The following is a 25,033-nucleotide window of genomic DNA, read 5'->3' on the forward strand; positions in this document are numbered from 1 at the left end:
AGGGCTTTTCCCTGCCGCCTGCAATATCCAGAAGCACAGGCCCGGCGGCGCCGGGCAACCGCCGGGCTAGAATCGGGTCTCTTCCATGGATCGGTTAACCCTGAAGGAGGGCTCAGATGAACACCCGTGGACTGCTCGACCAGTTGCTCAAATCCGGCCAGGACCTGCTGCAGCAGAAGTCCGGCTCTTCCTCGTCGGCCGGTGGCCTGGGCGGCCTGCTCGGCAGCGTGACCGGCGGCGGCAAGGGCGGCAGCGGTGATCTCGGTACCCTATTGAAAGGCGCTGGCGGTGGTGCACTGGCGGCGGGGGCCCTGGGCCTGCTGCTGGGCAACAAGAGTGCACGCAAGGTCGGCAGCAAGGTCATCACCTACGGCGGCCTGGCCGCGCTCGGCGTGATTGCCTACAAGGCCTACGGCAACTGGCAGGCGCAGCAGCAGGGCACTGCCCAGCCACGCGTCGAGCCGCAGACGGTCGACCGCCTGCCGGCGCCGCAGGCGGAAGTGCACAGCCAGGCCATCCTCAAGGCGCTGGTGGCCGCGGCCAAGGCCGATGGTCACGTGGACGCCAAGGAGCGCCAGCTGATCGAGGAGCAGATCGGCGCGCTGGCCAACGACCCGGAGCTGCTGCGCTGGCTGGAGGCCGAGCTGAACAAGCCGCTCGACCCGGCCGAGGTGGCGCGCGCCGCCAGTACCCCGGAGATGGCGGCGGAGATGTACATCGCCAGCGTGTTGATGGTCGACGAGGAGCACTTCATGGAGCGCGCCTACCTCGAAGAACTGGCGCGCCAGCTCAAGCTCGAACCCGCGCTCAAGGCCGAACTGGAGGCGCAGGTGCGCCAGGAACTGGTCGGCTGACCCTTCAGGCGGGGTTCTGGGGTGCTTCCTGGAACTCCGCCCGATTACGCCCGGCGTGCTTGGCGCGATACAGCGCCTGGTCGGCCAGCTCCAGCGCGCCTTCCAGCTCGGGGTGATCCAGCGGCCATAGGGCGCCGCCGATGCTGCATCCCACGCGCACCTCGTGACCGTCGATCCGCACCGGTTGCTGCAGGCCATGCAGCACTCGCTCGGCGACATGACGGATGCGTTCCTGAGCCTCGTCTTCCTGTACCCGCAACACCATGACGAACTCGTCGCCACCCAGGCGCGCGACCAGGTCGCCGTCGCGCAGGCAGCCGCGCAGGCGCACGGCCACGTGCTTGAGCAACTGGTCGCCGGCGGCGTGGCCGAGGCTGTCGTTGACCGGCTTGAAGCCGTCGAGGTCCAGGTAGAGCAGGGCCAGGCAGTGCTCGCGGGTCTTCGCCAGCAGCAGGAAGCGCTCCAGCGCCGCGCGGTTGGCCAGGCCGGTCAGGATGTCGCTGTGGGCCTTGTTGTCGAGCAGGCCGAGGGCGCTCTGCTGCAGGGTCAGGCTGTCCACCAGGAGGCGGATCGACTTGCTCAGCATGGCGATCTCGCGCGGGCTGTCGAGGTCGGGGATCTCGCCGATCCGGCCGGCGCTGAGGCTGTCGGCGGCCTCGGCGATGCTGCGCAGCGGGCGGGTGATGTAGCCCGTCACCAGCCAGCCGACGATGGCGAACAGCAGGGCCAGGCCGACACCCCAGAGCACGATGTTGGTGCTCAGGGCGCGGGCCGGTGCGTAGGCCTCGTCGAGCGGCTGGCGGGCCACGACTATCCAGCCGAGGCCGGCGTAGTTGTCGTAGCCGCGGCTGCTGGCAAAGCCGGTGACGTACTCGCTGCCGTCCGGCCAGGTCTGCACGGCCCAGCTGCCACCCTCGGCGATGGGGCGCTGCAGGGTCTGCAATTCGAGCTTCTGGCCGATCAGTGCCTTGGGGCCGAGCAGGATGGTGTGGTCGCGGCCGAGGATGAAGAACTCGACGTTGCGGCGTTTCTGGATCGGCTCCAGTAGGTCGCGGCGTACCTCGTCCGCCCAGGCCCAGGTCAGGTGGCAGGCCAGCACGCCGGCCAGCTTGCCGTTGGCGCCGTACACCGGCAGGCTGATGTCGACGAATTTCATCGGCTCGCCGCTGGGGTTGGGTAGCAGCTTGGCCAGCAGCACCGCCTCGTGCACGTCGCCGATGAACAGGCCGCGATAGCCCTGGATATAGACCGGGCGCTGGGACAGGCTGACACCGTCGAGGATGCCGCCGCTGGCGGCCAGCACCTTGCCCTGCGGGTCGGTGAAACCGATCCAGGCGATGCTGGGAATCTCCTGCTTGAGGCGGTCGAGCAGGCTGCGGATCTGTGCCGGGTCGTCCGGCTCGCGCAGCGCCTGCAGGCTGCCGAGCACCTGCAGATAGGCGGCGCGGCTGGCCATGTCGCGATCCAGGCGGTCGATCATCTGCAGCGAGACTTCGGTGAGGTCGCGGCCGACCTCCTCGCGGATACGCTGGCTGGAGTCGTTGCCGATCAGAGTGCCGAGCAGCCAGCTGAGTAGCGTCACCAGCAGGGCGATGAGCAGGGCGAAGTGGCTGCGTAGACTGAAAGCAGGGGGCATCGTACTGCGGCTCCCGAGGTTGCGAGCGATCATGCGGCGCGCGAAGCGCTAGGGTTCAGCATAGTGAAGGGCTGGCGCGGTATTCCACACAAGATGCCGGCGCGGTGCAATTCTGCTCGGGCAGATAGGAAATTGGAGGCAAGGATCGATGCATTTGCGCTCATGGGTGGCGCTCCTGTTGGGTGGCCTGGCGGCGCCGGCGGCTGTCGGGCAGGTGCTGCTGGAGCAGCGCGCGCTGCTGCTGGACGACAGCCGCCTGCCGCGCGAGGCGGCGCTGGATCGCCTGCAGCAGGTGCGCTTCGCCTTCCGCGAGGCGCAGGCCGACGCGGGCGAGTGGCCTGTCTGGACGCGTGCCTATGGCCAGCGTGGCTCCTGGGACGGCGGCCTGGAACGGCATGGCGAGGGCGTGGTGCTAGGCCTGGACCGGCCATTGGGCGGGCAGTGGATAGGTGGCGGGCTGCTGTCGTTGTCACGCTCGCGCCTGGATGCCGACGATGGCGCGGCGAGCAGCGACGACGCTCATGTCGGCCTGTATGCCGCCACCCGCATCTATAACCAGCTCGGCTTCAAGCTCGGCGCCCTGTACGGCCAGCACCGCCTGGACGGCGGCAGCGATCACGCCCGGGCGCGCAGCTGGCAGCTGTTCGGCGAGAGCAGCTTCGCCCTGGACTTTCGCGACTTCACCCTGGAGCCCTTCGCCGGCCTGGCCCTGGTTCACCTGGACAGCGGCGCGCTGCGCCATGCGGGACTGCGCCTGGCTGCTGCGGATGAGGAGGCCGGCTACCTGACCCTCGGCTGGCGCCTGGCCGCGCCCTGGTATTGGCAGCAGCGCAAGTGGGTCGGCCGCGCCAGCCTGGCTCTGCGCCAGGACCTGGGCAGTGACCGGCTGGACGGCGAGGCGACCAGCTCCGGCGGCGCAACACTGCAGCTGCAGGGCCGCGAATTCGAGCGCAGCAGCCTGCGCCTGGACCTGGGGTTGGATCACGAATTGCGCGATGACCTGTATCTCGGCATCACCTACGCTGGCCAGTACGCCGACGATGCCCGCGACAACGCCCTGGCGGCGCGACTCAGCCTGAAATTCTGACGCGGCCCGCCGGTCAGTGGGCGGGCTGCCAGGGCGCGTGCACTCGGGTATACTCGCGGGCTTTTCCGAACCTTTGCGGTCGCGGCCAGTGCCGTGCCCGGTCGAGCCCCTGTCCTGTACGGCTCGATCGGCGCTTGTCGTCGCCCCGCAGCTTGCCCGAGAGTGCTGCCTACCATGGAAATCAATCCGATCCTCAACAGCATCAAGGACCTGTCCGAGCGCACCCTGTCTATTCGGGGGTATCTTTGACTACGATCAGAAGCATGATCGTCTGGTCGAAGTAAACCGCGAGCTCGAAGACGCCAGTGTCTGGAACAAGCCCGAGTACGCGCAAAGCCTGGGCCGTGAGCGCGCCATGCTGGCGCAGATCGTCGGCACCATCGACGACCTCACCGGCAGCCTGGCCGATTCCAAGGATCTGCTGGAAATGGCAGCCGAGGAGAACGACGAAGGCGCGGTGAACGACGTCGCTGCCGAAGTCGAGCGCCTGCGCGAGATCCTCGAGAAGCTGGAATTCCGCCGCATGTTCAGCGGCGAGATGGACGCGAACAACTGCTACCTGGACATCCAGGCCGGTTCCGGCGGCACCGAAGCCCAGGACTGGGCCAACATCCTGCTGCGCATGTACCTGCGCTGGGCCGACAAGCGCGGCTTCGATGCCACCATCATCGAGCTGTCCGAGGGTGAAGTCGCCGGCATCAAGGGCGCCACCGTGCACATCAAGGGCGAGTACGCCTTCGGCTGGCTGCGCACCGAGATCGGCGTGCACCGCCTGGTGCGCAAGAGCCCGTTCGACTCCGGTGCCCGTCGTCACACCTCGTTCTCGGCGGTGTTCGCCTCCCCCGAGATCGACGACAAGGTCGAGATCGAGATCAACCCGTCCGACCTGCGCATCGACACCTACCGTTCCTCCGGTGCCGGCGGTCAGCACGTGAACACCACCGACTCGGCGGTGCGTATCACCCACGTGCCGACCAACACCGTGGTGGCGTGCCAGAACGAACGCTCCCAGCACGCCAACAAGGACACCGCCATGAAGATGCTGCGGGCCAAGTTGTACGAGCTGGAGATGATGAAGCGCAACGCCGCGTCCCAGGCTCTGGAAGACTCCAAGTCGGATATCGGCTGGGGCCACCAGATCCGCTCCTACGTGCTCGATGACTCGCGCATCAAGGATCTGCGGACCGGCGTCGAGCGTAGTGACTGCCAGAAGGTCCTCGATGGCGACCTCGACCAGTACCTCGAGGCCAGCCTGAAACAGGGCCTTTGATTCGCACCCGCCGGAGCGAGCGGGGCTCGCTCCGGCCAGTAACCCCTTTGATTTAGATGCCAGGCAGATAGACGACCATGAGCGACCAACAACTCGACCAGCACGAACTGCAACAGGAAGAAAACAAGCTGATTGCCCAGCGCAAGGAAAAGCTTGCTGCCGTCCGTGAGCAGGGCAATGCCTTCCCCAACGATTTCCGCCGCGACAGCCTGTGCGCCGACCTGCAGAAACAGTACGCGGAGAAGACCAAGGAAGAGCTGGAAGCCGCTGCCATCCCGGTCAAGGTTGCCGGTCGCATCATGCTCAACCGTGGCTCGTTCATGGTCATCCAGGACACCTCCGGGCGCCTGCAGGTCTACGTCAACCGCAAGACCCTGCCCGAAGAGACCCTGGCCGCGGTGAAGACCTGGGACATGGGCGACATCATCGCCGCCGAAGGCACCCTGGCCCGCTCCGGCAAGGGCGACCTGTACGTGGAAATGACCAACGTGCGCCTGCTGACCAAGTCCCTGCGCCCGCTGCCGGACAAGCACCACGGCCTGACCGACACCGAGCAGCGCTATCGCCAGCGCTACGTCGATCTGATCGTCAACGAGGAAGTGCGCGACACCTTCCGCGTGCGTTCCCAGGTGATCGCCCACATCCGCCGCTTCCTCAACGAGCGTGGTTTCCTCGAAGTGGAAACCCCGATGCTGCAGACCATCCCCGGCGGCGCGGCGGCCAAGCCTTTCGAGACCCACCACAACGCCCTGGACATGCAGATGTTCCTGCGTATCGCGCCGGAGCTGTACCTCAAGCGCCTGGTGGTCGGTGGCTTCGAGAAGGTCTTCGAGATCAACCGCAACTTCCGTAACGAAGGCGTTTCGACCCGGCACAACCCCGAGTTCACCATGCTCGAGTTCTACCAGGCCTACGCCGACTACGAAGACAACATGGACCTGACCGAGGAACTGTTCCGCGAGCTGGCCCTGGCGGTGCTCGGTACCACCGACGTGCCTTACGGCGAGAAGGTGTTCCACTTCGGCGAGCCGTTCGTGCGCCTGTCGGTGTTCGACTCGATCCTCAAGTACAACCCGGAAATCACCGCGGCCGACCTCAACGACATCGATCGCGCCCGCGAGATCGCCAAGAAGGCCGGTGCCAAAGTCCTCGGCTTCGAAGGCCTGGGCAAGCTGCAGGTGATGATTTTCGAGGAGCTGGTCGAGCACAAGCTGGAGCAGCCGCACTTCATCACCCGCTACCCGTTCGAAGTCTCGCCGCTGGCCCGTCGCAGCGACGACGATCCGAGCGTCACCGACCGCTTCGAGCTGTTCATCGGTGGCCGCGAGATCGCCAACGCCTACTCCGAGCTGAACGATGCCGAAGATCAGGCCGCACGCTTCCTGCAGCAGGTGGCCGACAAGGACGCTGGTGACGACGAGGCCATGCACTACGACGCCGACTTCGTCCGCGCCCTGGAGTACGGCATGCCGCCGACCGCTGGTGAAGGCATCGGTATCGACCGCCTGGTGATGCTGCTGACCAACTCGCCGTCGATCCGCGATGTGATCCTCTTCCCGCACATGCGCCCGCAGGCTTGATCGCCGGCGCCGAAACGGGCAACGTTGCAGCAGGAGTGGCGTCTGGCCATCCCGCTGTCTGAAACACAGGGGGGCTGCCGTAATGGCAGCCCCCCTGTTTTTTGTCTGCAGTTCGTGAGGAATACCGGTAGTGAACCTCAGCTCCGTTGCGCCATGCCCGGCCACATTGGCCAGCGAGCTGGCCGAGTCCGTGCAGTATCGCGGCCGCCAGGCCAGTCGCCAGGGTAGCGAGCAGCGCCGCCTGAGCATCCTCGAAGCAACGCTGCGCATCATCGTGCGCGAGGGGCTGCGCGGGGTTCGTCACCGCGCGGTAGCGGCCGAGGCGCAGGTGCCGTTGTCGGCTACCACCTATTACTTCAGCGATATCCAGGATCTGGTCGCCGACAGCTTCACGCTGTTCGTCAAGCGCAGCTCGACCAGCCTGGCCGCGCTCTGGGCCGGGGTGGACGAGGACTTCTACCGGATCGCCGCGGCCATCGAGCAGGACCCCAACGCGCGCCGCGAGATGGTCACCCACTTCATCGACCTGGCCGTGGCCCACGTCCAGGCCAAGATGCGCGAGCACGATGACGAGCTGCTGGTGGAGCTGGCGTTCCGCCAGGAGGCGCTGACCAACACCCAGCTGCGCCCGCTGTTCCTGGCCCACCAGAGCCTGCGGCTGCGCTTCGCCGAGCGTGCCCTGCGCATCATGGGTTCCACGGCGCCGTTGGAGGATGCGCAAGTGTTGACTACGCTGGTTTTGCGGATGGAATATCATGCCATCGTCGACGGGGCGCAAGACTTCGATCTAGAGGCCCAGCGCGCGGTGTTGCAGCGCTTTCTGGATCTGGTCATAGGGGCTTAACAATCATCCCTTAGCCTGAGGCCAGGCCCCGCATCGTCGGGGCCTTTCTTTTGTCTTCGGTCGACCCTTACAAGGAGCACGTAATGAAAGCCTGGCGCATGGTCATCACCGCCCTCAGCTGCCTGCTGTTGAGCGGTTGCCTGGTGACCTTCAAGGACCCCATCCCGGCCAACGAGGCCGCGCCGATGCCGCTGCTCGGCGACTGGGAGCGCAAGGACGAGTGGGGCGACCAGCAATACCTGTCCATCGCCCGTGCCGGCTCCAACGTCTATCGCGCCAAGGCCTGGGGCGAGAGTGCCGAGGCCGCCGAGGACAGCGCCGAGGAGTACGGTTTCACCGTGGCCCATCATGGCCGCCGCTGGTACATGTCCGCCGGCCTGCCCAAGCGCCTGGGCGCCAACTTCGCCATCGCCGGTTTCGAACTGACCGCCAAGAACGAGCTGGTGATCTACAACCTGGACGTCGAGCGCATCCTCCAGGAAATGGACGGCGGCACCCTGCAGGGCCAGCCGGTGGAAACGCCGGAGGGCGAGGCAGTACTGATCACCAGCTCGCTGGACAAGGTCTTCAGCTACCTCGACGACCAGGCCAACGCCGACGTCTTCGTCGAAGTGGCGCGCTACCAGCGTAGCGTCGAGTAAGGGGCAGGCATGAGCCGGCGCAAGTCGCAGAACGAATATCACGACACGATCCGCTCCCTGTCCGGGCGCATCGTTGAGGCGCAGACGCCGATCCGCGTGCTCGACGCGATCAAGTGGGATGAAAACGTTCGCCAGGGCTTCATCAAGGCCAAGGGCCGCGAGCTGCCGGCCGTCGACCGCGCCTACTACGACAGCCGCCCGTTGGCCTTCGATGCCACGGCGAAGAAGCTGGAATTCCAGAACATCGAGCGCGACATCACCCGCCACTTGGGGCAGTTCAACCCGGTCGGGCAGATCATGCGGCGCATGTGCAAGGAATACCGCATGGTCATCCGCATGCTCGAGGCGCGTGGCACGCCCGACTTCGGCCTGATCTCTCAGGAGCTCTACGGCGCTGCTTCGGACGCCTTCCACGCCGGCGACCCGACCCTGGCCGACCTCGGCCTGATGCTCTCCGACTACCTGAACAACATCGCCGAGCGCGGCGACCTGCGGGACGAGGCCAAGACGCTGACCGCCAAGGACGCCGTGGCCATCCTCCAGGAGCGCCTGGCCAAGGTGTTCGGCGACGACACCATCCGCGTCTTCGAGTCTGACGGCATCGTCGCCGACGCCGCGGCCGGCGCCGACTACATCAAGGTGCGCGCCGACGCCATGTTCAACGAGCGCGACGTGCGCGCGCTGGAAGTGCACGAGGGTCTGGTGCATGTCGGCACCACGCTCAACGGCCTGAGCCAGCCGGTATGTACCTTCCTGGCCAAGGGCCCGCCCTCGTCGACCGTGACCCAGGAGGGTCTGGCCATCCTCATGGAAGTGATTGCCTTCGCCTCCTACCCCTATCGCCTGCGCAAGCTGACCAACCGCACCCGCGCCATCCACATGGCGGAGGAGGGCGCCGACTTCCTGCAGGTGTTCGAGTTCTACAAGGAGCAGGGCTACGGCCTGGAGGAGAGCTACGGCAACGCCAGTCGGGTGTTCCGCGGCTCGACGCCGAATGGCCTGCCGTTCACCAAGGATCTGTCGTACCTGAAGGGCTTCATCCTCATCTACAACTACATCCAGCTCGCCGTGCGCAAGGGCAAGCTGGAGCAGATCCCGCTGCTGTTCTGCGGCAAGACCACCCTGGAAGACATGCGCACCCTGCGCCAGCTGGTCGACGAGGGCCTGGTGGCCCCGCCCAAGTACCTGCCGCCGCAGTTCCGCGACCTCAATGCCCTGGCCGCGTGGATGTGCTTCTCCAACTTCCTGAACCATCTGAGCCTGGACCGCATCGAAGCGGACTACGCCAACATCCTCTGATGTCGCGCGGGCCCGACCACTGCCGGGCCGTGCCACCGTGCTACTTCCTGTCCGGAGCCCGCCATGCCCAGCCACAAGCTCGACTACGAAATCCTCGGCGCCTCGGCGCAGACCGTGGAGATCATTCTCGATCCGGGCGAGACGGTGATCGCCGAGGCCGGGGTGATGAACTACATGACCGAGGGCATCCGCTTCGAGACGCGCATGGGCGATGGCTCGTCCAGCGGTGTGCTGGGCAAGCTGTGGGGCGCCGGCAAGCGCCTGCTCACCGGCGAATCGCTGTTCATGACCCACTTCAGCAACGAAGGTAAGGGCCAGCAGCGCGTCGGCTTCGCCGCGCCCTATCCGGGCACCGTGGTGCCCATCGACCTGAGCCAGGTCGGCGGCAAGCTGATCTGCCAGAAGGACGCCTTCCTCTGCGCCGCCCATGGCACCGAGATCGGTATCAGCTTCAACAAGCGCATCGGTGCCGGCTTCTTCGGTGGCGAGGGCTTCATCCTGCAGAAGCTGGAGGGTGATGGCCTGGCCTTCGTGCACGCCGGCGGCACGGTGATCCGCAAGGAGCTGAACAACGAGACCCTGCGCCTGGACACCGGCTGCCTGGTGGCCTTCACCAGCGGCATCGACTACGACATCGGCCTCGCCGGCGGCCTGAAGAGCATGCTGTTCGGTGGCGAGGGCATCCTGCTCGCCACGCTCAAGGGCACCGGGACCGTGTGGGTACAGAGCCTGCCGTTCTCACGCCTGGCCGAGCGCATCTACGACGCTACCTTCCGTGCCCGTGAAGAGGTCCGCGCCGGCGGTAAATAGCCTGCGACATCCCGGGCGCGCCAGGCGGCCGGCCAGCGGGTAAACTGCGCTCCTTTCGTACAACGAGCCTTTCCCATGAGCGAAGAACGCAACGCCATCCCCCTGATTCTCACCGGCATCGCCAGCGTCATCGGCACCGTCTCCGTGCTCTGGTTCTACGGCTACGTGCACTTCGCCAAGGAAGAAGACGCCCTGCTGCTGGCCGACTTCACCATGCTCAAGACCATCGCCGGCGAGGACTACAAGGTCTCGCTGAAGCCCGCCGACCAGGTGGCGCAGTGCATCGATGGCGTGCTGGTGCTGTTCGATACCCAGCAGAAGGGCCTGACCGGTGTGCTGGTGGATAGCAAGAAGCAGGCGGTGCGCTGCCTGGGCCAGGAAACGCCGCAGGCACCGCAACAGCAGTAAGCGCGAGCGCCGAGGAGGAGAGCGATGCAGATCGAAGTCTTCCACGGCGACATCACCACCCTGGCGGTGGACGCCATCGTCAATGCCGCCAACTCCTCGCTGCTCGGCGGTGGCGGCGTGGACGGCGCCATTCACCGCGCCGCCGGTCCCGAACTATTGGCGCATTGCCGCCATCTCGGTGGCTGCCCTACGGGCGAGGCGCGTATCACCCCTGGTTTCCGGCTGCCCGCGCAGCATGTGATCCACACTGTCGGCCCGGTCTGGCACGGCGGTGAGCAGGGCGAGCCGGCATTGTTGGCGGCCTGCTACCGCAACAGCCTGAGCCTCGCCGAAGCCAGTGGCTGCGCCAGCATCGCCTTTCCCGCCATCAGCTGTGGCGTCTATGGCTACCCGCTGCAGGCGGCGCTGATCGCCGTGGCCGAGCTGCGCCGTGCGCGCCCTGTCGGCAGCAGTTTGCGGAGGGCGCTGCTGGTGGCTTTCTCGGTGGAGATGGCCGAGCGTTATCGACAATTGCTCGACGCATGAAAAAGCCCCGCCGAAGCGGGGCTTTTTTGTCAGCCGCAGATTACAGCTGTGCGCGCGGTGCTACCGGTTGCGCGCCGTGGGCGATGGTCACCTCGACCCGGCGATTGAGCGTGCGCGAGTCGGCCGTGGCATTGCTCGCCACAGGGTAGTCCTGGCCGAAGCCATGGGTGGTGATGCGGCGCGGGTCGACACCGCGGGCCACCAGGGCGCTGCGTACCGAGTCGGCACGGGCCTGGGACAGGCGCAGGTTGTGGTCACGGGTACCGGTGCTGTCGGTGAAGCCTTCCACCACGATCTGCCGATCCGGGTTCTGCAGCAGGTAGTTGCCCAGCTCCTGGACGTTCTGCATGCCCGAGGCGGTCAGCTCGGCGCGGTCCACCTCGAACAGCACGTCACCCAGGGTCACCACCGAGCCGCGCTCGGTCTCGCGGGCCTGCAGGTGCTGCAGCAGCGTATCGACCTGCTGGTTGCGCGCGTCGAGCTGCGCCTGGGTGCGCTGGGCCGGGGCCTGCTTCATCGAGTCCTCGGCGTTCTTCTGCAGGATGGTTTCCTTGGCCACATCGATGCGGCGGTTGGCCAGGTAGGACAGGTGATCGACCTCCACGCTGCCGTGGCCGGCCTCATAGGCCTGGTTGGCGCGGCTCAGCATGTCGCCGGCTTCCTTGGTCTCCACCCCCGCCAGGCTTTGTGCCTGCGGGTTGGCCTGCAGCTCGGCGTAGCCGGCGCGGGCCTCCTCCAGGTTGGGGTTAGGCTCGTGGGCGCAACCGGCCAGGACGAGGGCCAGGGCGGAGAGGGTGAACAGGTTGGTCATGCGGTTCATGAGTGTCGTTCCTCCATGGTCACTGCACGATGATCGGCGTGCGCGAGCCTTCCTCGCGGATCTGCTGGACGCCCTGCTGGGCGTCTTCCACGCCGCGCTGGGCCTTGCTCGCCAGGGCGCGGCGCTCGGCTACCCGGGCATCGGCCTCGGCCTGTTCGATCAGGCGGCGGGCCTGGTCGTACTGCTGGTCCTGGATCAGCAGCTGGGCCTGGCTCATCTTGTCCTGGGCGGACTTCATGTCGGCCGGGGCGAATTCCGGGCCGCCAGCGGCCTCGGCGCTCTTCATCACCGCATTGGCGGAGGCGAGCTGTTCGGTAGGGGGATTTCCCGCGCAGCCGGCCAGTACCAGGCCTGAACCGAGGGCAAGTGTGAGCATCAGCGTTCTTGGGCTCGTCTTCATGGTTATGGGCTCCATGCATTCCATCTGAACAAGTTGTCCGCCGGATGTCCGCCGATGGGCGAAATTCGCCACAGGGTCATGCCGGTCTAGAGTTGGGACTTCGGCCAGGAAACGAACGTTCAAGCTTTTTCACAGGCATGAAAAAGGCCCCGGGCGGGGCCTTGTGGCGCGAGCAGGCTCAGTGCTGAGTGTTGTCGCGCTGATCGCTCAACTGCTGCAGGTACTTGCGGGCCAGGGCGAGGAAGCGCGGCGTGGGGCCGATGTCCTCGTACAGTGGGTCGCCCTGCTCGTCGGTGGCCACCACCTTGCTGCCCTTGACGTAGGGCAGGCTGGCCTCCAGTTCCTCCAGCGCGGCGCCTATCAGTTCGCCGAGCAGTTCCTCGGCACTGCGTTTCGGGTACATCTCCGAGAGCGCCGCCAGGCGCGCCGCGGATTCCAGGTCGAGATGAATGTGGTACTGGCTCTGGGTCAGGCGACCCTTGGCGTTCTGCTCCCAATGGCGGGCGAGTTCTCTGATCTTCATAGACACCTCTGTTGCCCATGCGGACGTTTGCCTGGGCGCGGGCGCTCGTGACACCCGTAGGAATGAGACTAGCTCGCCGGTTTCGGCGTTGGGTCCGCTCGTCGTGTGCTTGTAAGAGTAAGTCGCTCTGTGCAATCTGAAGTTCTATCCCGAGACGGCCCGAAACGGAGAGAACGGTAATGGCGGAGATCGATGCGCGCCTGCGCGAAGAGGTTCACCTGCTGGGCGAACTGCTCGGCGAGACCATTCGTAACCAACTCGGCGATGAGTTTCTCGACAAGGTCGAGCTGATCCGCCAGGGCTCAAAGGCCGGGCGCAAGGGCTCCCAGGCCGGCGAGCAGCAACTGCGCGAGACCCTGGCCGCGCTCAGCGATGACGAGTTGCTGCCGGTGGCGCGGGCCTTCAACCAGTTCCTCAACCTGGCCAATATCGCCGAGCAGCACCACCGCATCCGCCGGCGCCGGCCGGACGAGGCCGAACCCTTCGACGACCGCGTGCTGGCCGAGTTGCTGCAGCGCCTGGTGCATGACGGGCACAAGCCCGAGCAGCTGGCCCGCCAACTCGGGCGGCTCGATATCGAGCTGGTGCTCACTGCCCACCCCACCGAAGTGGCGCGGCGCACCCTGATCCAGAAATACGACGCCATCGCCGCGCAACTGGCTGCGCTGGATCACACCGATCTGCTGCCCGCCGAGCGTGAGCGCGCCACCGGCCAACTGCGCCGGCTGATCGCCGAGGCCTGGCACACCGAGGAGATTCGTCGGCAACGCCCGAGCCCGGTGGACGAAGCCAAGTGGGGCTTCGCGGTGATCGAGCATTCGCTGTGGCAGGCCCTGCCGAGCTTCCTGCGCAAGGCCGACCTCGCCCTGCAGGAGGCCTGCGGCCTGCGCCTGCCGCTGGGCGCTGCGCCGGTACGCTTCGCCTCCTGGATGGGCGGCGACCGCGACGGCAACCCCAATGTCACTGCCGAGGTCAGCCGCAAGGTGCTGCTGCTGGCACGCTGGATGGCGGCCGACCTCTATCTGCGCGATATCGACCATCTGGCCGCCGAGCTGTCCATGCAGCAGGCCAGTGATGAGTTGCGCCTGCGGGTTGGCGTGCACCCGGAACCGTATCGGGCGCTGCTCAAGCAGCTGCGCGAGCGCTTGCGTGCCACCCGCGCCTGGGCCGAAGTCGCACTCGAACACGACGTGCCGCCCGGTAGCGAGGTGCTGCACGACAACCGCGAGCTGCTCGAACTGCTGGAACTCTGTTACCAGTCGTTGCACGCCTGCGGCATGGGAGTGATCGCCGAGGGCGAGCTGCTCGACTGCCTGCGCCGCGCTGCCTGCTTCGGCCTGTTCCTGGTGCGCCTGGACATCCGCCAGGACGCGGTCCGCCACGCAGCGGCCATGGCCGAGATCACCGACTATCTGGGCCTGGGCAACTACCAGGAGTGGGACGAGGATCGGCGCGTCGAATTCCTCCTGCGCGAGCTGGACAACCGCCGCCCGCTGCTGCCGGCGCAGCACCGGCCCTCGGCCGAGACCGCCGAGGTGCTGGCCACCTGCCGGGTGATCGCCGCCGCGCCGGCCGCGTCACTCGGTACCTACGTCATCTCCATGGCCGGTGCACCCTCCGACGTGCTGGCGGTGCAACTGCTGCTTAAAGAAGCCGGCCTGCAGCGGCCGATGCGGGTTGCACCGTTGTTCGAGACCCTGGCCGACCTGGATGCTGCCGGCCCGGCCATCGACCGCTTGCTCGGCCTGCACGGCTACCGCGCGCGCCTGCATGGTCCGCAGGAAGTGATGATCGGCTATTCCGATTCGGCCAAGGACGCTGGCACCACGGCGGCCGCCTGGGCCCAGTACCGCGCTCAGGAAGCGCTGGTGGAAATCTGCCGCCGGCATGAGGTGGAGTTGCTCCTGTTCCATGGCCGCGGTGGCACCGTTGGCCGTGGCGGTGGCCCGGCGCATGCGGCGATCCTGTCGCAACCGCCGGGCTCGGTGAACGGGCGCTTCCGCACCACCGAGCAGGGCGAGATGATCCGCTTCAAGTTCGGCCTGCCGGCGCTGGCCGAGCAGAACCTCAACCTCTACCTGGCCGCCGTGCTGGAGGCCACCCTGCAGCCGCCGCCCGCGCCCGAACCGGCCTGGCGGGCGGCCATGGACCGGCTGGCTGCCGATGGCGTGGCGGCCTACCGCGCGGTGGTGCGCGAGCATCCGCAGTTCGTCGAGTACTTCCGCCAGGCTACGCCGGAGCAGGAGCTCGGCCGCCTGCCGCTGGGCAGCCGGCCGACCAAGCGCCGCGCCGGCGGAGTGGAGAGCCTGCGGGCGATTCCATGGATCTTCGCCTGGACCCAGACGCGCCTGATGCTGCCGGCCTGGCTCGGCTGGGAGCGGGCCCTGGACAAGGCCCTGCAGGGCGGCGGCAAGGGGCTGCTGGAGGACATGCGCGAGCGCTGGCCATTCTTCCGCACGCGCATCGACATGCTGGAGATGGTACTGGCCAAATCCGACCTGGCCATCGCCTCTCTATACGATGAGCGACTGGTTCCGAACGAGTTACGACCACTGGGTGCGCAGTTGCGCGACCTATTGTCGCAGTGTCGCGATCTGGTGCTCGCTCTGACTCATCAGTCCGAGTTGCTCACCCACAGTCCGGAGACCCGCGAGGCCATCACCGTGCGCAACATCTATCTGGACCCGCTACACCTGCTCCAGGCCGAGCTGCTGGCCCGTTCGCGCCTGCGCGAGAGCCCAGTAGACAGCCCCCTCGAACAGGCTTTACTGGTCAGTGTGGCGGGCATCGCGGCAGGTTTGCGCAATACCGGCTGAAGCCCCGCCGCCTCCGACTTTCGGTGGCTTGTGCAGCCATGGCGTGCTGTGTATCGTGGCCATCCTTTCGCCGTTCAACGACGCGGAAACCCAATTAACGAGATTGGCCCCACGAGGCGAGTCCGACGACTTTCTGTCTTATTTTGAGGAACTCTTCGATGCGCGTGATTCTGCTGGGGGCGCCCGGTGCCGGCAAAGGTACCCAAGCTGGTTTCATCACCAAGAAGTTCGGTATTCCGCAGATCTCCACCGGCGACATGCTGCGTGCCGCGGTCAAGGCCGGCACCGAGCTTGGCCTGCAGGCCAAGAGCGTGATGGATTCCGGCGGTCTGGTCTCCGATGACCTGATCATCAATCTGGTCAAGGAGCGTATCGCTCAGCCGGATTGCGCCAACGGCTTCCTGTTCGACGGTTTCCCGCGCACCATTCCTCAGGCCGAAGCCATGAAGGAAGCCGGCGTGACCATCGACAATGTGGTCGAGATCGCCGTCGACGACGAAGAGATCGTCCAGCGCATCGCCGGCCGCCGTGTACACGAGGCCAGCGGCCGCGTCTACCACGTGGTCTTCAATCCGCCGAAAGTGGAAGGCAAGGACGACGAGACCGGCGATGAACTGATTCAGCGCAAGGACGACACCGAAGAGACCGTGCGTCACCGCCTGTCCGTCTACCACTCGCAGACCAAGCCGCTGGTGGACTTCTACCAGAAGCTGTCCGCTGCCGAAGGCACCCCGAAGTACAGCGCCATCGCCGGCGTTGGCTCGGTGGATGAGATCACCGCCAAGGTGTTCGCCGCCCTGAGCTAAGCACTTCGTGCTGCTTGTCCAACGGCCCGCAATTGCGGGCCGTTGGCGTTTATAATGCCGCCCTTTTTCTGCCTGACCGGATACCCCGATGACCACTCTGCTGGCCCTGGATACCGCCACCGAAGCCTGCTCCGTCGCCCTGCTGCACGACGGCAAGGTGCTTAGCCACTACGAAGTGGCGCCGCGCCTGCATGCCCAGCTGCTACTGCCGATGGTGCAGCGCATCCTCGACGAGGCTGGTGTGGCGCTGTCCGCGGTGGACGCCATTGCCTTCGGCCGCGGCCCCGGGGCCTTCACCGGCGTGCGCATCGCCATCGGCGTGGTCCAGGGTCTGGCGTTCGCCCTGGACAAGCCGGTGCTGCCGGTCTCCAGCCTGGCCGTGTTGGCCCAGCGCGCCCTGCGTGAGCATGGCGCCCAGCAGGTGGCCTCGGCCATCGATGCGCGCATGGACGAGGTGTACTGGGGTTGTTACACGGCAGAGCAGGGCGAGATGCGCCTGCAGGGCGTTGAGGCCGTGCTGGCACCCGAGCTGGCGCAGCTGCCGCGCGGTGTCAGTGGCGACTGGTTCGCTGCCGGTACGGGCTGGGGCACCTATGGCGCGCGCATCGGTGTGTCGCCGAGTGGCAGCGAGCCGGGCATGCTGCCGCATGCGCAGGACCTGCTCAGCCTGGCGACCTTCGCCTGGGCACGTGGCGAGGCGCTGCCGGCCGACCAGGCCCAGCCGGTGTACCTGCGCGACAACGTGGCTACACCGAAGAAGCCGGTCTAGAGCGCCGCTGCGCTTCGCCGCCTTCTGTCGCCGGGCGTGCGGCGAAATTGCCATTTGTATCCGCCGCCGCTACATTGCCACCCACGTATTCCGAGCAGTAAACGATGCGTATCGACGGCTTCTCATCCACATATCCTCTAGATCGCGGCTCCCGTGCGGGCAGTGCGGTCACGCCTTTGCGCGAGGATCAGCGTGAGATCGAGCAACGCCGCGAGCAACCCACGCCGCCTTCCGCCAGCCAGGGCTACGAGCAACTCGCCCAGCCACGCAAGGTGCAGGCCGGCAACGCCAGCAGCGACAGCCTGCCGGCGCGCTACCAGGACAACTTCGCCCAGCAGCGTGGCCTCAGCGCCCGCGCCAACCAGGCGCTGTCCGCCTACGGCAATACCGCGACCTATACAGACGAACGCGACGCCAGCGAAGTCCTTGGTCTAGACCTCTACGCCTGATGCTCCCGTATTTTCTCGGCTGCCCGTCCTGGAACGAGCCGGCCTGGCGCGGTTCTTTCTATCCGTCCGACCTGCGGCCCGCCGATACCCTGGCGCACTACGTGGCGACCTTCAATGCGGTGGAGGGCAACACCACCTTCTATGCGCGCCCGGCCGAGCAGACCGTGCAGCGCTGGGCCGAACAGATGCCGGCGCATTTCCGCTTCTGCGCCAAGCTGCCGCGCGATATCAGCCACGCCGGCGATCTGCGTGACCATTTCGCCGCCAGCGCCGACTTCCTCGCCCTGCTGAAGCCGCTCGGTGAGCGGGTCGCGCCGCTCTGGCTGCAGCTGCCGGCCAGCTTCGGTCCAGCGCGCCTGGGTGAGCTGCTGAGCTGGCTGGACGAGTTTGCCGAGCGCGCCGTCGCCGTGGAACTGCGTCATCCGGCCTTCTTCGAGCGGGGCGAGGAGGAGCGCGCGCTCAACCGCGAGCTGCAGGCGCGCGGGGTGGAGCGCATCTGCCTGGATTCGCGCGCGCTGTTCGCCTGCACCTCGCGCGATCCCGCGGTGCTGCATGCCCAGTCGAAGAAGCCGCGTCTGCCGTTGCGCCCGACCGCCTTCAGTGCCCATCCGCAGCTGCGTTTCATCGGTGGACCGGACCTGGACGCCAATCAGGCCTTCCTCGAGCCCTGGCTGGACAAGGTTGCCGGCTGGATCGAGCAGGGCCTGGCGCCGCATGTGTTCCTGCACACGCCGGACAATCATCTGGCCGCTGCCCAGGCGCTGCGTTTCCATGCCTGCCTGAGCGAGCGCCTGCCAGGATTGCCGGCGCTGGCCGTGACAGCGGTGGAACCGGCGGCAGAGCAGCTCGGTCTGCTCTGACAGGAGCTCCGCTTGTGGCCGCGGCCGGCTAAGGTTGCTCCATCATTCAGCGCAAGGAGCATCGCGATGAGTACACAGCGAGAGCGGGGTGAGGCCTTCCAGGCCCTGCACCGGGGCGAGGGCCTGCTGGTCCTGCCCAACCCCTGGGACGCCGGTTCGGCGAAGATGCTCGCCCACCTGGGCTTCCAGGCCCTTGCCACTACCAGTGCCGGTCTGGCCTTTTCCCTCGGTCGTCGCGATGCGGAAGGCACGGTCAGCCGCGACGAATGCCTGGCCAACGCCCGCGCCATAGTCGAGGCCACGCCGCTGCCGGTGGCGGCCGACCTGGAGAACGGCTACGGCGACAGCCCGGAGGATTGCGCGGCGACCATCCATCTGGCCGCGGAGATCGGCCTGGTCGGCGGCTCCATCGAGGACGCCAGCGGGCGTGCAGACATGCCGATCTACCCCATCGAGCTGGCAGCCGAGCGTATCCGCGCCGCCGTCGCGGCCGCACGAGCCCTCGACTTCCCCTTCACCCTGGCGGCCCGCGCGGAGAACTTCCTGCATGGCCGTGCCGACCTGGACGACACCATCCGCCGCCTGGTGGCCTATGCCGAGGCGGGCGCCGACGTGCTCTATGCGCCGGGCCTGACCAGCCGCGACGAGATCCGCGCCGTGGTCACGGCCGTAGCGCCCAGGCCGGTGAACGTGCTGGTCGGCTCGCCGAGCCTGCGCTTGTCGCTGGCCGAATTGGCGGAGCTGGGGGTGAAACGGGTCAGCGTCGGCTCCAACCTGGCGCGGGTGGCCTATGGCGAGTTCTTCCTCGCCGCCGGTGAGCTGGCGCGTGGCAGCCTGATCGCCATGGGCGAGGCGATTCCCTTCGGCGAAATCAACGATCTGTTCGGCTGAACAGGCGATGCGCGTGTTCTGGCCGCTGGTGCTGCTGAGCCTGATGATTGCGCCGCTGGCGGTGCAACAGGGCTGGGTGCAGGTGTCGCCGCGGCTCAACCCCTGGGCGCCGCTGGATGTACGCCAGCCGCCCAACCTGCTCACCGGCTACAAGCTGATGCGCCTGCAGCGCGATCCCGAGTTGTGCCGCCTGGCGCTGGACAGCAGCGTGCTGCGCTACACGGCGGTAGCCGACAGCGAGCCGGCCGCGGGCTGCGCGGTGCAGAACAGCGTGCGCGTGGATCGTTCAGCCGTGCAGTTCAGCTCCAGCTTCCTGGCCAGCTGCCGGCTGGCGGTGGCCTATGCACTGTTCGAGGAGCATGGCCTGCAACCGGCCGCGCGCCGGGCCTTCGGCCAGCCGGTGGCGCGGGTCGACCACCTGGGCAGCTTCGCCTGCCGCAACATCGGCAACAGCCAGCGTCGCAGCCAGCACGCTACGGCCAATGCTCTGGATATCGCCGGCTTCCGCCTCCAGGACGGGCGGCGCATCAGCGTGGCGCGGCACTGGGCCGGAAAGGGGCCGGAAGCGCTGTTCCTGCGTGAAGTACGTGACGCGGCCTGCGACAGCTTCAGGGTCACGCTGGGGCCGGAGTACAACGCCGCCCACCGCGATCACCTGCATCTGGATATGGGGCTGTTCCGCCTCTGCCGCTAGCGCTTGGCCAGCAGCAGGTCGGCGGCCTCCGGGGGGGCTGGTCGGTGGAGGTGCCAGAGCGAAGCTACGGAGTGGCGGCTCTTTTGACTCTGTCTACCTGCCTGAGCTGTGATGAGCCTATGCGCTGTCTGGCTCTTGGATAACTGAGCTAATTAGATTTGCACTTGCTTAAGCCGTATGATGATCGGCTTGATGGTTTCAGTCTGTGGGAATGGATGTCTATGCTCGCCACTGTGTTTCGTAATAAAAATAATGAAGTCTCCGGTAATCAAATAAAGCTTTTTCTACTCCTGTTCTTCTTTGTTTTGGCAGTTCTGGTTGGAGAAAGCTCGCGAAACGTGACAAGTGATCCGCGAGGAACCTTGATGGTCAGTCAGGCCATAGTTCAGCATGGAACGATAAGGCTTGATAGTTACGATAAGTCGCTTCTTGATAGTTACGGCTACGTTTTCCACCAAAAGAATGGTCACTACTATAGTTATTTCCCTTTGGGGACGGCGCTGATTGGTGTTCCGTTTGTTGCTGCTGCCAATGTCCTAGGGCTGGATATCGTAAGGGTCGATCCACTGGTCCAGATGGCGATGGTGGCCTTTGCGGCGTTTTTCTCTCTCTGGATCCTCTATGGAATTGCCAGGCTTTATCTGACCCCTTTGCTTAGTCTGTCGATGGTTGCCTTGGCGTGGTTCGGCAGTGCATTGGCCAGTACCTTGGGTACTGCATTGTGGTCTCATAATTTTGCGTTTGTGTTCTCTAGCTTGGCCATTTTTCTAGTTCTGAAGGTCAGGGCTGATGGCGGAGGGCTAAAGATTTCTATTCTGGTGGGAAGCTGTTTGTTTATGGCTTATTTCTGTAGGCCTGTCCTGGCTCTGCTAGTGCCATTCTTGCTCAGTTATTACTTCTTCAAAAATCGTTGGGCTGCTGTCTTCGCAGGGTTGGTGTTTTGCGCTTTGATGGCCGTATTTATGGGATGGAGTTATTTCGAGTTTGGGCAGATATTGCCTGATTATTATCAGCCCAAACGTTTGGGGAATGCTGACTTCATGCTGGCCGTTTATGGGGGGCTTTTCAGTCCTGCTCGTGGCTTGTTGGTATATTCAGCATTTCTTGTTCCGTCATTGCTGCTGAGTCTGCTCCTTGCGTTTCGCGGTGGAGAGTATTTGAAGCTGTCTTTGATAACGTTGGCATGGCCGGCAGCGCATCTGCTTTCTGTAAGCCAGCTGCCTCACTGGTGGGCAGGGTGGTCTTTTGGGGCGCGGTTTATGGCGGATGTGCTGCCTGGGTTGCTCCTGGGGCTATTTGCAGTGATGCAAGCATTCAAGGGAAGCAGGTTGCTCTGCGGGGCGCTGATTCTCACGGGGGCCGCCTCCGTTTTCATCAATACGTATCAAGGGCTGTTTAATCCCTATAGCGTCAAGTGGTGGAATGCAGAACCCAATATCGATATGAATCCCCAGTATCTCTTCGATTGGCGCTTCCCTCCGTTCCTTCACAACGAAGATCGCCACCGACTTCGTATTGAGGAACATCAGAGCCAAGCTAAGCAGTAGGGTAATAAGCTCAATGCTTTGCCAGCAGTAGATCAGCCGCCTCGCCACTGCGGCCGTCGCTGAACTCGAAGCGGCCGAGCTGGGCGATCTCGTCATAGGCGCCGACCGCCTGCTTGACGTCGCGGGCCTGCAACTCGATGGCGCTGACCCCGGCCTGACTGAGGCTCTGAATCTGCTGTTGGCCCAGGGCGTCGAAGCGCAGCAGGCGCAGGCGCTCGAACACCGCATCCTGTACATCGATACGGCCATCGCCGTTGTCGTCGAAGCGCGCCAGTTCGGCGAAGCCGTTGGCGGCGCCATGCTGGTCGCCGAACAGCTCGCGGCCGTCGTCGATGCGCCCGTTGCCGTTGCGATCCAGGGCCAGCAGGGCATCGTCGCCAGTGGGCGCGCTGATGCTGTCGGTGCGGCCGTCGGCGTCGAGGTCGAAGCGCACGGCGTCGCCCAGTCCACGGGTGGTGAAGCCGTTGCCGGCGAGGTCCAGCACCAGGGGGTCGACCTGTTGTGGCTGTGGATTGGTGGTGACGTTGATCTGCAATTCACGCTGCTGGATCACCTGCTGGAAGCTGGCGGCCTGGGCGGCGATGGCTTCGCCGTTGGTAGCAGCTGTCGGCTCGGCCTGGCTGGCCTGCTCGATCTCGGCGGCGGCCTCGCCGGGAGCGGGCGGTTCGCTCTTCGGCATCAGGGTACGGCGCAGGATCTGGTAGTCGAGCGAGTCGCGCAGGCCGGCGTCCAGCTGCTTGTCCAGCGAAGAGGGGCGGGGAGCGGAGAGGCTGTCGAACATCATCGAACTCGGTGCGGCCGCCATGGGCCGCGTCTGGCAGAATAGGGCATCACCCTGCTATCGGCCGCGCGCCGCCTCGATTGAGCGTTTTTTGAGCATATTTCCTGATGAGTGACGAACGGCCTATAACCAGAATCCGCGCCGAGGCGTTGTTGCCTGCCTTTGCCGACGAGGTGCGCGCCTGGGCCGAGCGCCTCGGCCTGCCGCTGGAAGGCGAGGCCGAGTTCGCCCTGCAGCTGGGAACTGATGGCCTGCAACTGGCCGAGCTGGGGCCGCAGGCGCCGGGCCCGGTGCGGGTGGACTTCGTCGAGGGCGCAGTGGCCCATCGTCGCCTGTACGGCGGCGGTAGCGGGCAGATGATCGCCAAGGCGGTCGGCGTGCAGCCCGGAGTGCGTCCGAGTGTCATGGATGCCACGGCGGGCCTGGGGCGTGATGCCTTCGTCCTGGCCAGCCTGGGCTGCGCGGTGACCATGAGCGAACGCCAGCCGATCATCGCCGCGCTGCTCGAAGACGGCCTGGCGCGCGCCGCCCGCGACGCCGAGGTAGCGGTCATCGCCGCGCAGATGCGCCTGCTGCACGGCAATGCCATCGAGCTGATGCGCGATTGGCAGGGCGAGCCGCTCCAGGTGATCTACCTCGATCCGATGTTCCCGCACCGCGACAAGAGTGCGCTGGTGAAGAAGGAGATGCGTCTGTTCCGCCCATTGGTGGGCGATGACATGGACGCCCCGGCGCTGCTGCAGGCGGCACTGGCCCTGGCCAGCCACCGGGTGGTGGTCAAACGCCCGCGCAAGGCGCCGGTCATCGACGGCGCCAAGCCGAGCTATGCGCTGGAAGGCAAATCCAGCCGCTACGACATCTATCCGAAGAAGGCGCTCAAGCCCTAGGGGCGATAGGCGCGCACGAACAGCCGCACCACTTCCTGCACGTGTTCGTCGGCCTCCTGGGCGTCGGGCGGCGGGAGTACGCCGATCATCAGGCGGAAGTGGCAGCCACCCTTGATCAGGCAGAAGAAGTGCTCGGCGGCGTGCTGCGGGTTGTCGATGCTCAGCTGGCCTTTTGCACTGGCCTGCTCCAGCAGGTGGCGCATGGCGTCGATCACCCGCTGCGGCCCGGCGTTGAAGAACAGCTGCGACAGCTGCGGGTTCTGCGCGGCCTGGGCCACCATCAGGCGGTGCATGGCCAGCGATTCCTCGCTGTTGACCAGCGCATTGAAGCCGCGACCGATGGCCAGCAGGGCCTGCTCGATGCTGCTGTTGGGGCCCAGTTCGAAGAACAGCGGCGGCAGCTGCTCCTCGCATTTGGACTCCACCGCGCAGGCGAACAGCGTCTCCTTGTCGGTGAAGTGGCTGTACACCGTGAGTTTGGAAACCCCGGCTTCGGCGGCAATGGCGTCCATGCTGCTGCCTTCATAACCGTTCTGCATGAACAGCTGCTTGGCGGCTTCGAGGATGGCCAGACGTTTGGCCGGGTCCTTCGGCCGTCCGGGGCCACCGCTGGGCTGTAAAGATTTGTCGGACATTTGGGCTTTTTAATACTGGACTGGTGAGTTCGCTATTTTTACTATACCGGCCAGTATAAGTATTCCAAGCTCCTTTTGCGCAAGGTCGTCCATCATGCTCCGTCATGCTCTGTCCCTCGCTGTGCCGCTGTCGCTGATCTCCCTGCTGGTTGCCTGTGGCAACGGTGAAACCGTCGAGGCGCCGCCGCGCCCGGCCATGGTGGTGCACCCGCTGCCTGCGGCGGATGCGGTGGACACCTACCCCGGTGAGGTGCGCGCGCGCTTCGAGCCGGAGCTGGCCTTCCGCATCGGCGGCAAGATCGCCAAGCGCCTGGTGGACTCCGGTGACCGCGTACGCAAGGACCAGCCGCTGGCCGAGCTCGACCCGCAGGACGTGCGTCTGCAGCTGGAGGCCGCTCGCGCCCAGGTCAACGCCGCCGAGGCCAACCTCAAGCTGGTGCGCACCGAGCGTGATCGTTACAAGACCCTGCTGGCGCGCCAGCTGATCAGCCAGTCGCAGTACGACACGGTGGAGAACCAGTACCGCGCCGGCGAGGCGCGGGTGAAGCAGATCAAGGCCGAGTTCGACGTGGCCAACAACCAGGCCGGCTACGCGGTGCTGCGTGCCTCGCAGGATGGCGTGGTGGCGCGGCGCCTGGCTGAAGTAGGCCAGGTGGTCGCCGCCGGCCAGACCGTGTTCACCCTGGCCGCCGACGGTGAGCGCGAGGTGCTGATTAGCGTGCCCGAGCAGTCGCTGGAGCGCCTGCGCATCGGCCAGGACGTCAGCATCGAGCTGTGGTCGCAGCCGGACAAGCAGTTCCCCGGCCGCATCCGCGAGCTGTCGCCGGCCGCCGACGCGCAGTCGCGCACCTTCGCCGCCCGCGTCACCTTCAGCGATGCCAAGGTCAGGGCCGAGGTAGGGCAGAGCGCGCGCGTGGCGATCACCGCTGACGGCGACGTGCCGCTGTCGGTGCCGCTGTCGGCGCTCAGCGCAGAGAAGGGCAAGCCCTTCGTCTGGGTCATAGAGCCCAACGAATCCAAGGCCGTGCGCACTCCGGTGCGGGTCGGCGCCTACGGCCAGGAGCGCGTGTCGATCCTGGAAGGCCTGAAGGAGGGCGACTGGGTTGTCGCCGCCGGTGTGCATGTGCTGCTCGATGGGCAGAAGGTGCGTCCGGTGGACCGCGACAACCGCCTGGTCGTGTTGGCGCACAAGGAGTAAGCC

General features: G+C 65.9%; 26 protein-coding genes. 20 read left to right on the top strand and 6 right to left on the bottom strand.

Features of this window, described 5'->3' with window-relative positions:
• Positions 1-116 precede the first annotated feature (116 nt).
• The gene (locus PTT45_RS03655; protein WP_273811578.1) at positions 117-854 is read left to right on the top strand and encodes a tellurite resistance TerB family protein; all 738 of its coding nucleotides are present in this window, start codon (positions 117-119) and stop codon (positions 852-854) included.
• A 4-nt stretch (positions 855-858) separates the two neighbouring features.
• Here PTT45_RS03655 and PTT45_RS03660 read toward each other — a convergent pair whose 3' ends face one another.
• Positions 859-2,490: a GGDEF domain-containing protein gene (locus PTT45_RS03660; RefSeq protein WP_273811579.1), complete on the bottom strand. Its 1,632-nt coding sequence runs from the start codon at positions 2,488-2,490 to the stop codon at positions 859-861.
• A 148-nt stretch (positions 2,491-2,638) separates the two neighbouring features.
• On the opposite strand from PTT45_RS03660, the gene PTT45_RS03665 reads away from it, so the two are divergent.
• From PTT45_RS03665 to PTT45_RS03705, 9 genes are all read left to right on the top strand, one after another.
• Positions 2,639-3,577, top strand: coding sequence for an autotransporter outer membrane beta-barrel domain-containing protein (locus PTT45_RS03665; RefSeq protein ID WP_273811580.1), 939 nt, complete (start codon positions 2,639-2,641; stop codon positions 3,575-3,577).
• A gap of 174 nt (positions 3,578-3,751) precedes the next feature.
• Positions 3,752-4,847, top strand: a protein-coding gene (prfB, locus tag PTT45_RS03670; RefSeq protein ID WP_273811581.1) for a peptide chain release factor 2 whose coding sequence is annotated in 2 segments (ribosomal slippage) — positions 3,752-3,823 and positions 3,825-4,847 — 1,095 coding nt in all. Because the reading frame shifts where the segments join, the coding sequence is not laid out codon by codon here.
• A gap of 77 nt (positions 4,848-4,924) precedes the next feature.
• Positions 4,925-6,427: a lysine--tRNA ligase gene (lysS, locus tag PTT45_RS03675; RefSeq protein WP_273811582.1), complete on the top strand. Its 1,503-nt coding sequence runs from the start codon at positions 4,925-4,927 to the stop codon at positions 6,425-6,427.
• A gap of 130 nt (positions 6,428-6,557) precedes the next feature.
• Complete coding sequence (locus PTT45_RS03680; RefSeq protein WP_273811583.1) at positions 6,558-7,271, top strand: TetR/AcrR family transcriptional regulator; 714 nt, start codon at positions 6,558-6,560, stop codon at positions 7,269-7,271.
• 83 nt (positions 7,272-7,354) lie between these two features.
• Positions 7,355-7,912 carry a hypothetical protein gene (locus PTT45_RS03685; protein WP_273811584.1) on the top strand — a complete coding sequence of 186 codons (558 nt, stop codon included), beginning with the start codon at positions 7,355-7,357 and terminating at the stop codon, positions 7,910-7,912.
• A gap of 9 nt (positions 7,913-7,921) precedes the next feature.
• Positions 7,922-9,211 (top strand): flavohemoglobin expression-modulating QEGLA motif protein, encoded by a 1,290-nt coding sequence (locus tag PTT45_RS03690; protein ID WP_273811585.1) that lies wholly within the window; start codon positions 7,922-7,924, stop codon positions 9,209-9,211.
• Between the two features lie 63 nt (positions 9,212-9,274).
• On the top strand, positions 9,275-10,021 hold the full coding sequence (locus tag PTT45_RS03695; RefSeq protein ID WP_273811586.1) for a TIGR00266 family protein: 747 nt from the start codon (positions 9,275-9,277) through the stop codon (positions 10,019-10,021).
• 75 nt (positions 10,022-10,096) lie between these two features.
• Positions 10,097-10,429: a hypothetical protein gene (locus PTT45_RS03700; protein WP_273811587.1), complete on the top strand. Its 333-nt coding sequence runs from the start codon at positions 10,097-10,099 to the stop codon at positions 10,427-10,429.
• Between the two features lie 24 nt (positions 10,430-10,453).
• A complete protein-coding gene (locus tag PTT45_RS03705) occupies positions 10,454-10,954 on the top strand; it encodes an O-acetyl-ADP-ribose deacetylase (RefSeq protein ID WP_273811588.1) in 501 nt (166 codons plus the stop codon).
• A 40-nt stretch (positions 10,955-10,994) separates the two neighbouring features.
• Here PTT45_RS03705 and PTT45_RS03710 read toward each other — a convergent pair whose 3' ends face one another.
• From PTT45_RS03710 to PTT45_RS03720, 3 genes are all read right to left on the bottom strand, one after another.
• Positions 10,995-11,774: an OmpA family protein gene (locus PTT45_RS03710; RefSeq protein WP_273811589.1), complete on the bottom strand. Its 780-nt coding sequence runs from the start codon at positions 11,772-11,774 to the stop codon at positions 10,995-10,997.
• Between the two features lie 19 nt (positions 11,775-11,793).
• A complete protein-coding gene (locus PTT45_RS03715; protein ID WP_337961730.1) occupies positions 11,794-12,150 on the bottom strand; it encodes a DUF4398 domain-containing protein in 357 nt (118 codons plus the stop codon).
• Positions 12,151-12,352: 202 nt separating this feature from the next.
• On the bottom strand, positions 12,353-12,697 hold the full coding sequence (locus PTT45_RS03720) for a pilin assembly protein (RefSeq protein WP_273811591.1): 345 nt from the start codon (positions 12,695-12,697) through the stop codon (positions 12,353-12,355).
• Between the two features lie 179 nt (positions 12,698-12,876).
• Between PTT45_RS03720 and ppc the strand changes: the two genes are divergently transcribed.
• From ppc to PTT45_RS03760, 8 genes are all read left to right on the top strand, one after another.
• Complete coding sequence (gene ppc / locus PTT45_RS03725; protein WP_273811592.1) at positions 12,877-15,513, top strand: phosphoenolpyruvate carboxylase; 2,637 nt, start codon at positions 12,877-12,879, stop codon at positions 15,511-15,513.
• A gap of 158 nt (positions 15,514-15,671) precedes the next feature.
• Positions 15,672-16,319: an adenylate kinase gene (gene adk, locus PTT45_RS03730; RefSeq protein WP_273811593.1), complete on the top strand. Its 648-nt coding sequence runs from the start codon at positions 15,672-15,674 to the stop codon at positions 16,317-16,319.
• An 88-nt stretch (positions 16,320-16,407) separates the two neighbouring features.
• On the top strand, positions 16,408-17,088 hold the full coding sequence (tsaB, locus tag PTT45_RS03735) for a tRNA (adenosine(37)-N6)-threonylcarbamoyltransferase complex dimerization subunit type 1 TsaB (protein ID WP_273811594.1): 681 nt from the start codon (positions 16,408-16,410) through the stop codon (positions 17,086-17,088).
• 104 nt (positions 17,089-17,192) lie between these two features.
• A complete protein-coding gene (locus PTT45_RS03740) occupies positions 17,193-17,537 on the top strand; it encodes a hypothetical protein (protein ID WP_273811595.1) in 345 nt (114 codons plus the stop codon).
• Entirely contained in the window at positions 17,537-18,397 is an 861-nt protein-coding gene (locus tag PTT45_RS03745; RefSeq protein WP_273811596.1) for a DUF72 domain-containing protein, read from the top strand. The genes PTT45_RS03740 and PTT45_RS03745 overlap by 1 nt, the downstream gene beginning before the upstream one ends.
• Before the next feature lie 66 nt (positions 18,398-18,463).
• Positions 18,464-19,288: an isocitrate lyase/PEP mutase family protein gene (locus tag PTT45_RS03750; RefSeq protein ID WP_273811597.1), complete on the top strand. Its 825-nt coding sequence runs from the start codon at positions 18,464-18,466 to the stop codon at positions 19,286-19,288.
• A 7-nt stretch (positions 19,289-19,295) separates the two neighbouring features.
• Complete coding sequence (locus PTT45_RS03755; protein ID WP_273811598.1) at positions 19,296-19,982, top strand: extensin-like domain-containing protein; 687 nt, start codon at positions 19,296-19,298, stop codon at positions 19,980-19,982.
• Between the two features lie 221 nt (positions 19,983-20,203).
• The gene (locus tag PTT45_RS03760; RefSeq protein ID WP_273811599.1) at positions 20,204-21,529 is read left to right on the top strand and encodes a hypothetical protein; all 1,326 of its coding nucleotides are present in this window, start codon (positions 20,204-20,206) and stop codon (positions 21,527-21,529) included.
• A 10-nt stretch (positions 21,530-21,539) separates the two neighbouring features.
• Here PTT45_RS03760 and PTT45_RS03765 read toward each other — a convergent pair whose 3' ends face one another.
• Positions 21,540-22,334 carry a hypothetical protein gene (locus PTT45_RS03765; protein ID WP_273811600.1) on the bottom strand — a complete coding sequence of 265 codons (795 nt, stop codon included), beginning with the start codon at positions 22,332-22,334 and terminating at the stop codon, positions 21,540-21,542.
• 83 nt (positions 22,335-22,417) lie between these two features.
• On the opposite strand from PTT45_RS03765, the gene PTT45_RS03770 reads away from it, so the two are divergent.
• Positions 22,418-23,197: a class I SAM-dependent methyltransferase gene (locus PTT45_RS03770; RefSeq protein WP_273811601.1), complete on the top strand. Its 780-nt coding sequence runs from the start codon at positions 22,418-22,420 to the stop codon at positions 23,195-23,197.
• Here PTT45_RS03770 and PTT45_RS03775 read toward each other — a convergent pair.
• Positions 23,194-23,832 carry a TetR/AcrR family transcriptional regulator gene (locus PTT45_RS03775; protein WP_273811602.1) on the bottom strand — a complete coding sequence of 213 codons (639 nt, stop codon included), beginning with the start codon at positions 23,830-23,832 and terminating at the stop codon, positions 23,194-23,196. The two genes, PTT45_RS03770 and PTT45_RS03775, sit on opposite strands and share 4 nt — an antisense overlap.
• 94 nt (positions 23,833-23,926) lie before the next feature.
• Here PTT45_RS03775 and PTT45_RS03780 point away from each other — a divergent pair, with 94 nt between their 5' ends.
• Complete coding sequence (locus PTT45_RS03780; protein ID WP_273811603.1) at positions 23,927-25,030, top strand: efflux RND transporter periplasmic adaptor subunit; 1,104 nt, start codon at positions 23,927-23,929, stop codon at positions 25,028-25,030.
• The last annotated feature ends 3 nt before the right edge of the window (positions 25,031-25,033 follow it).

Origin of the sequence: Pseudomonas sp. Gutcm_11s, from assembly GCF_028649395.1 — a bacterium.
Lineage (GTDB): Bacteria > Pseudomonadota > Gammaproteobacteria > Pseudomonadales > Pseudomonadaceae > Aquipseudomonas.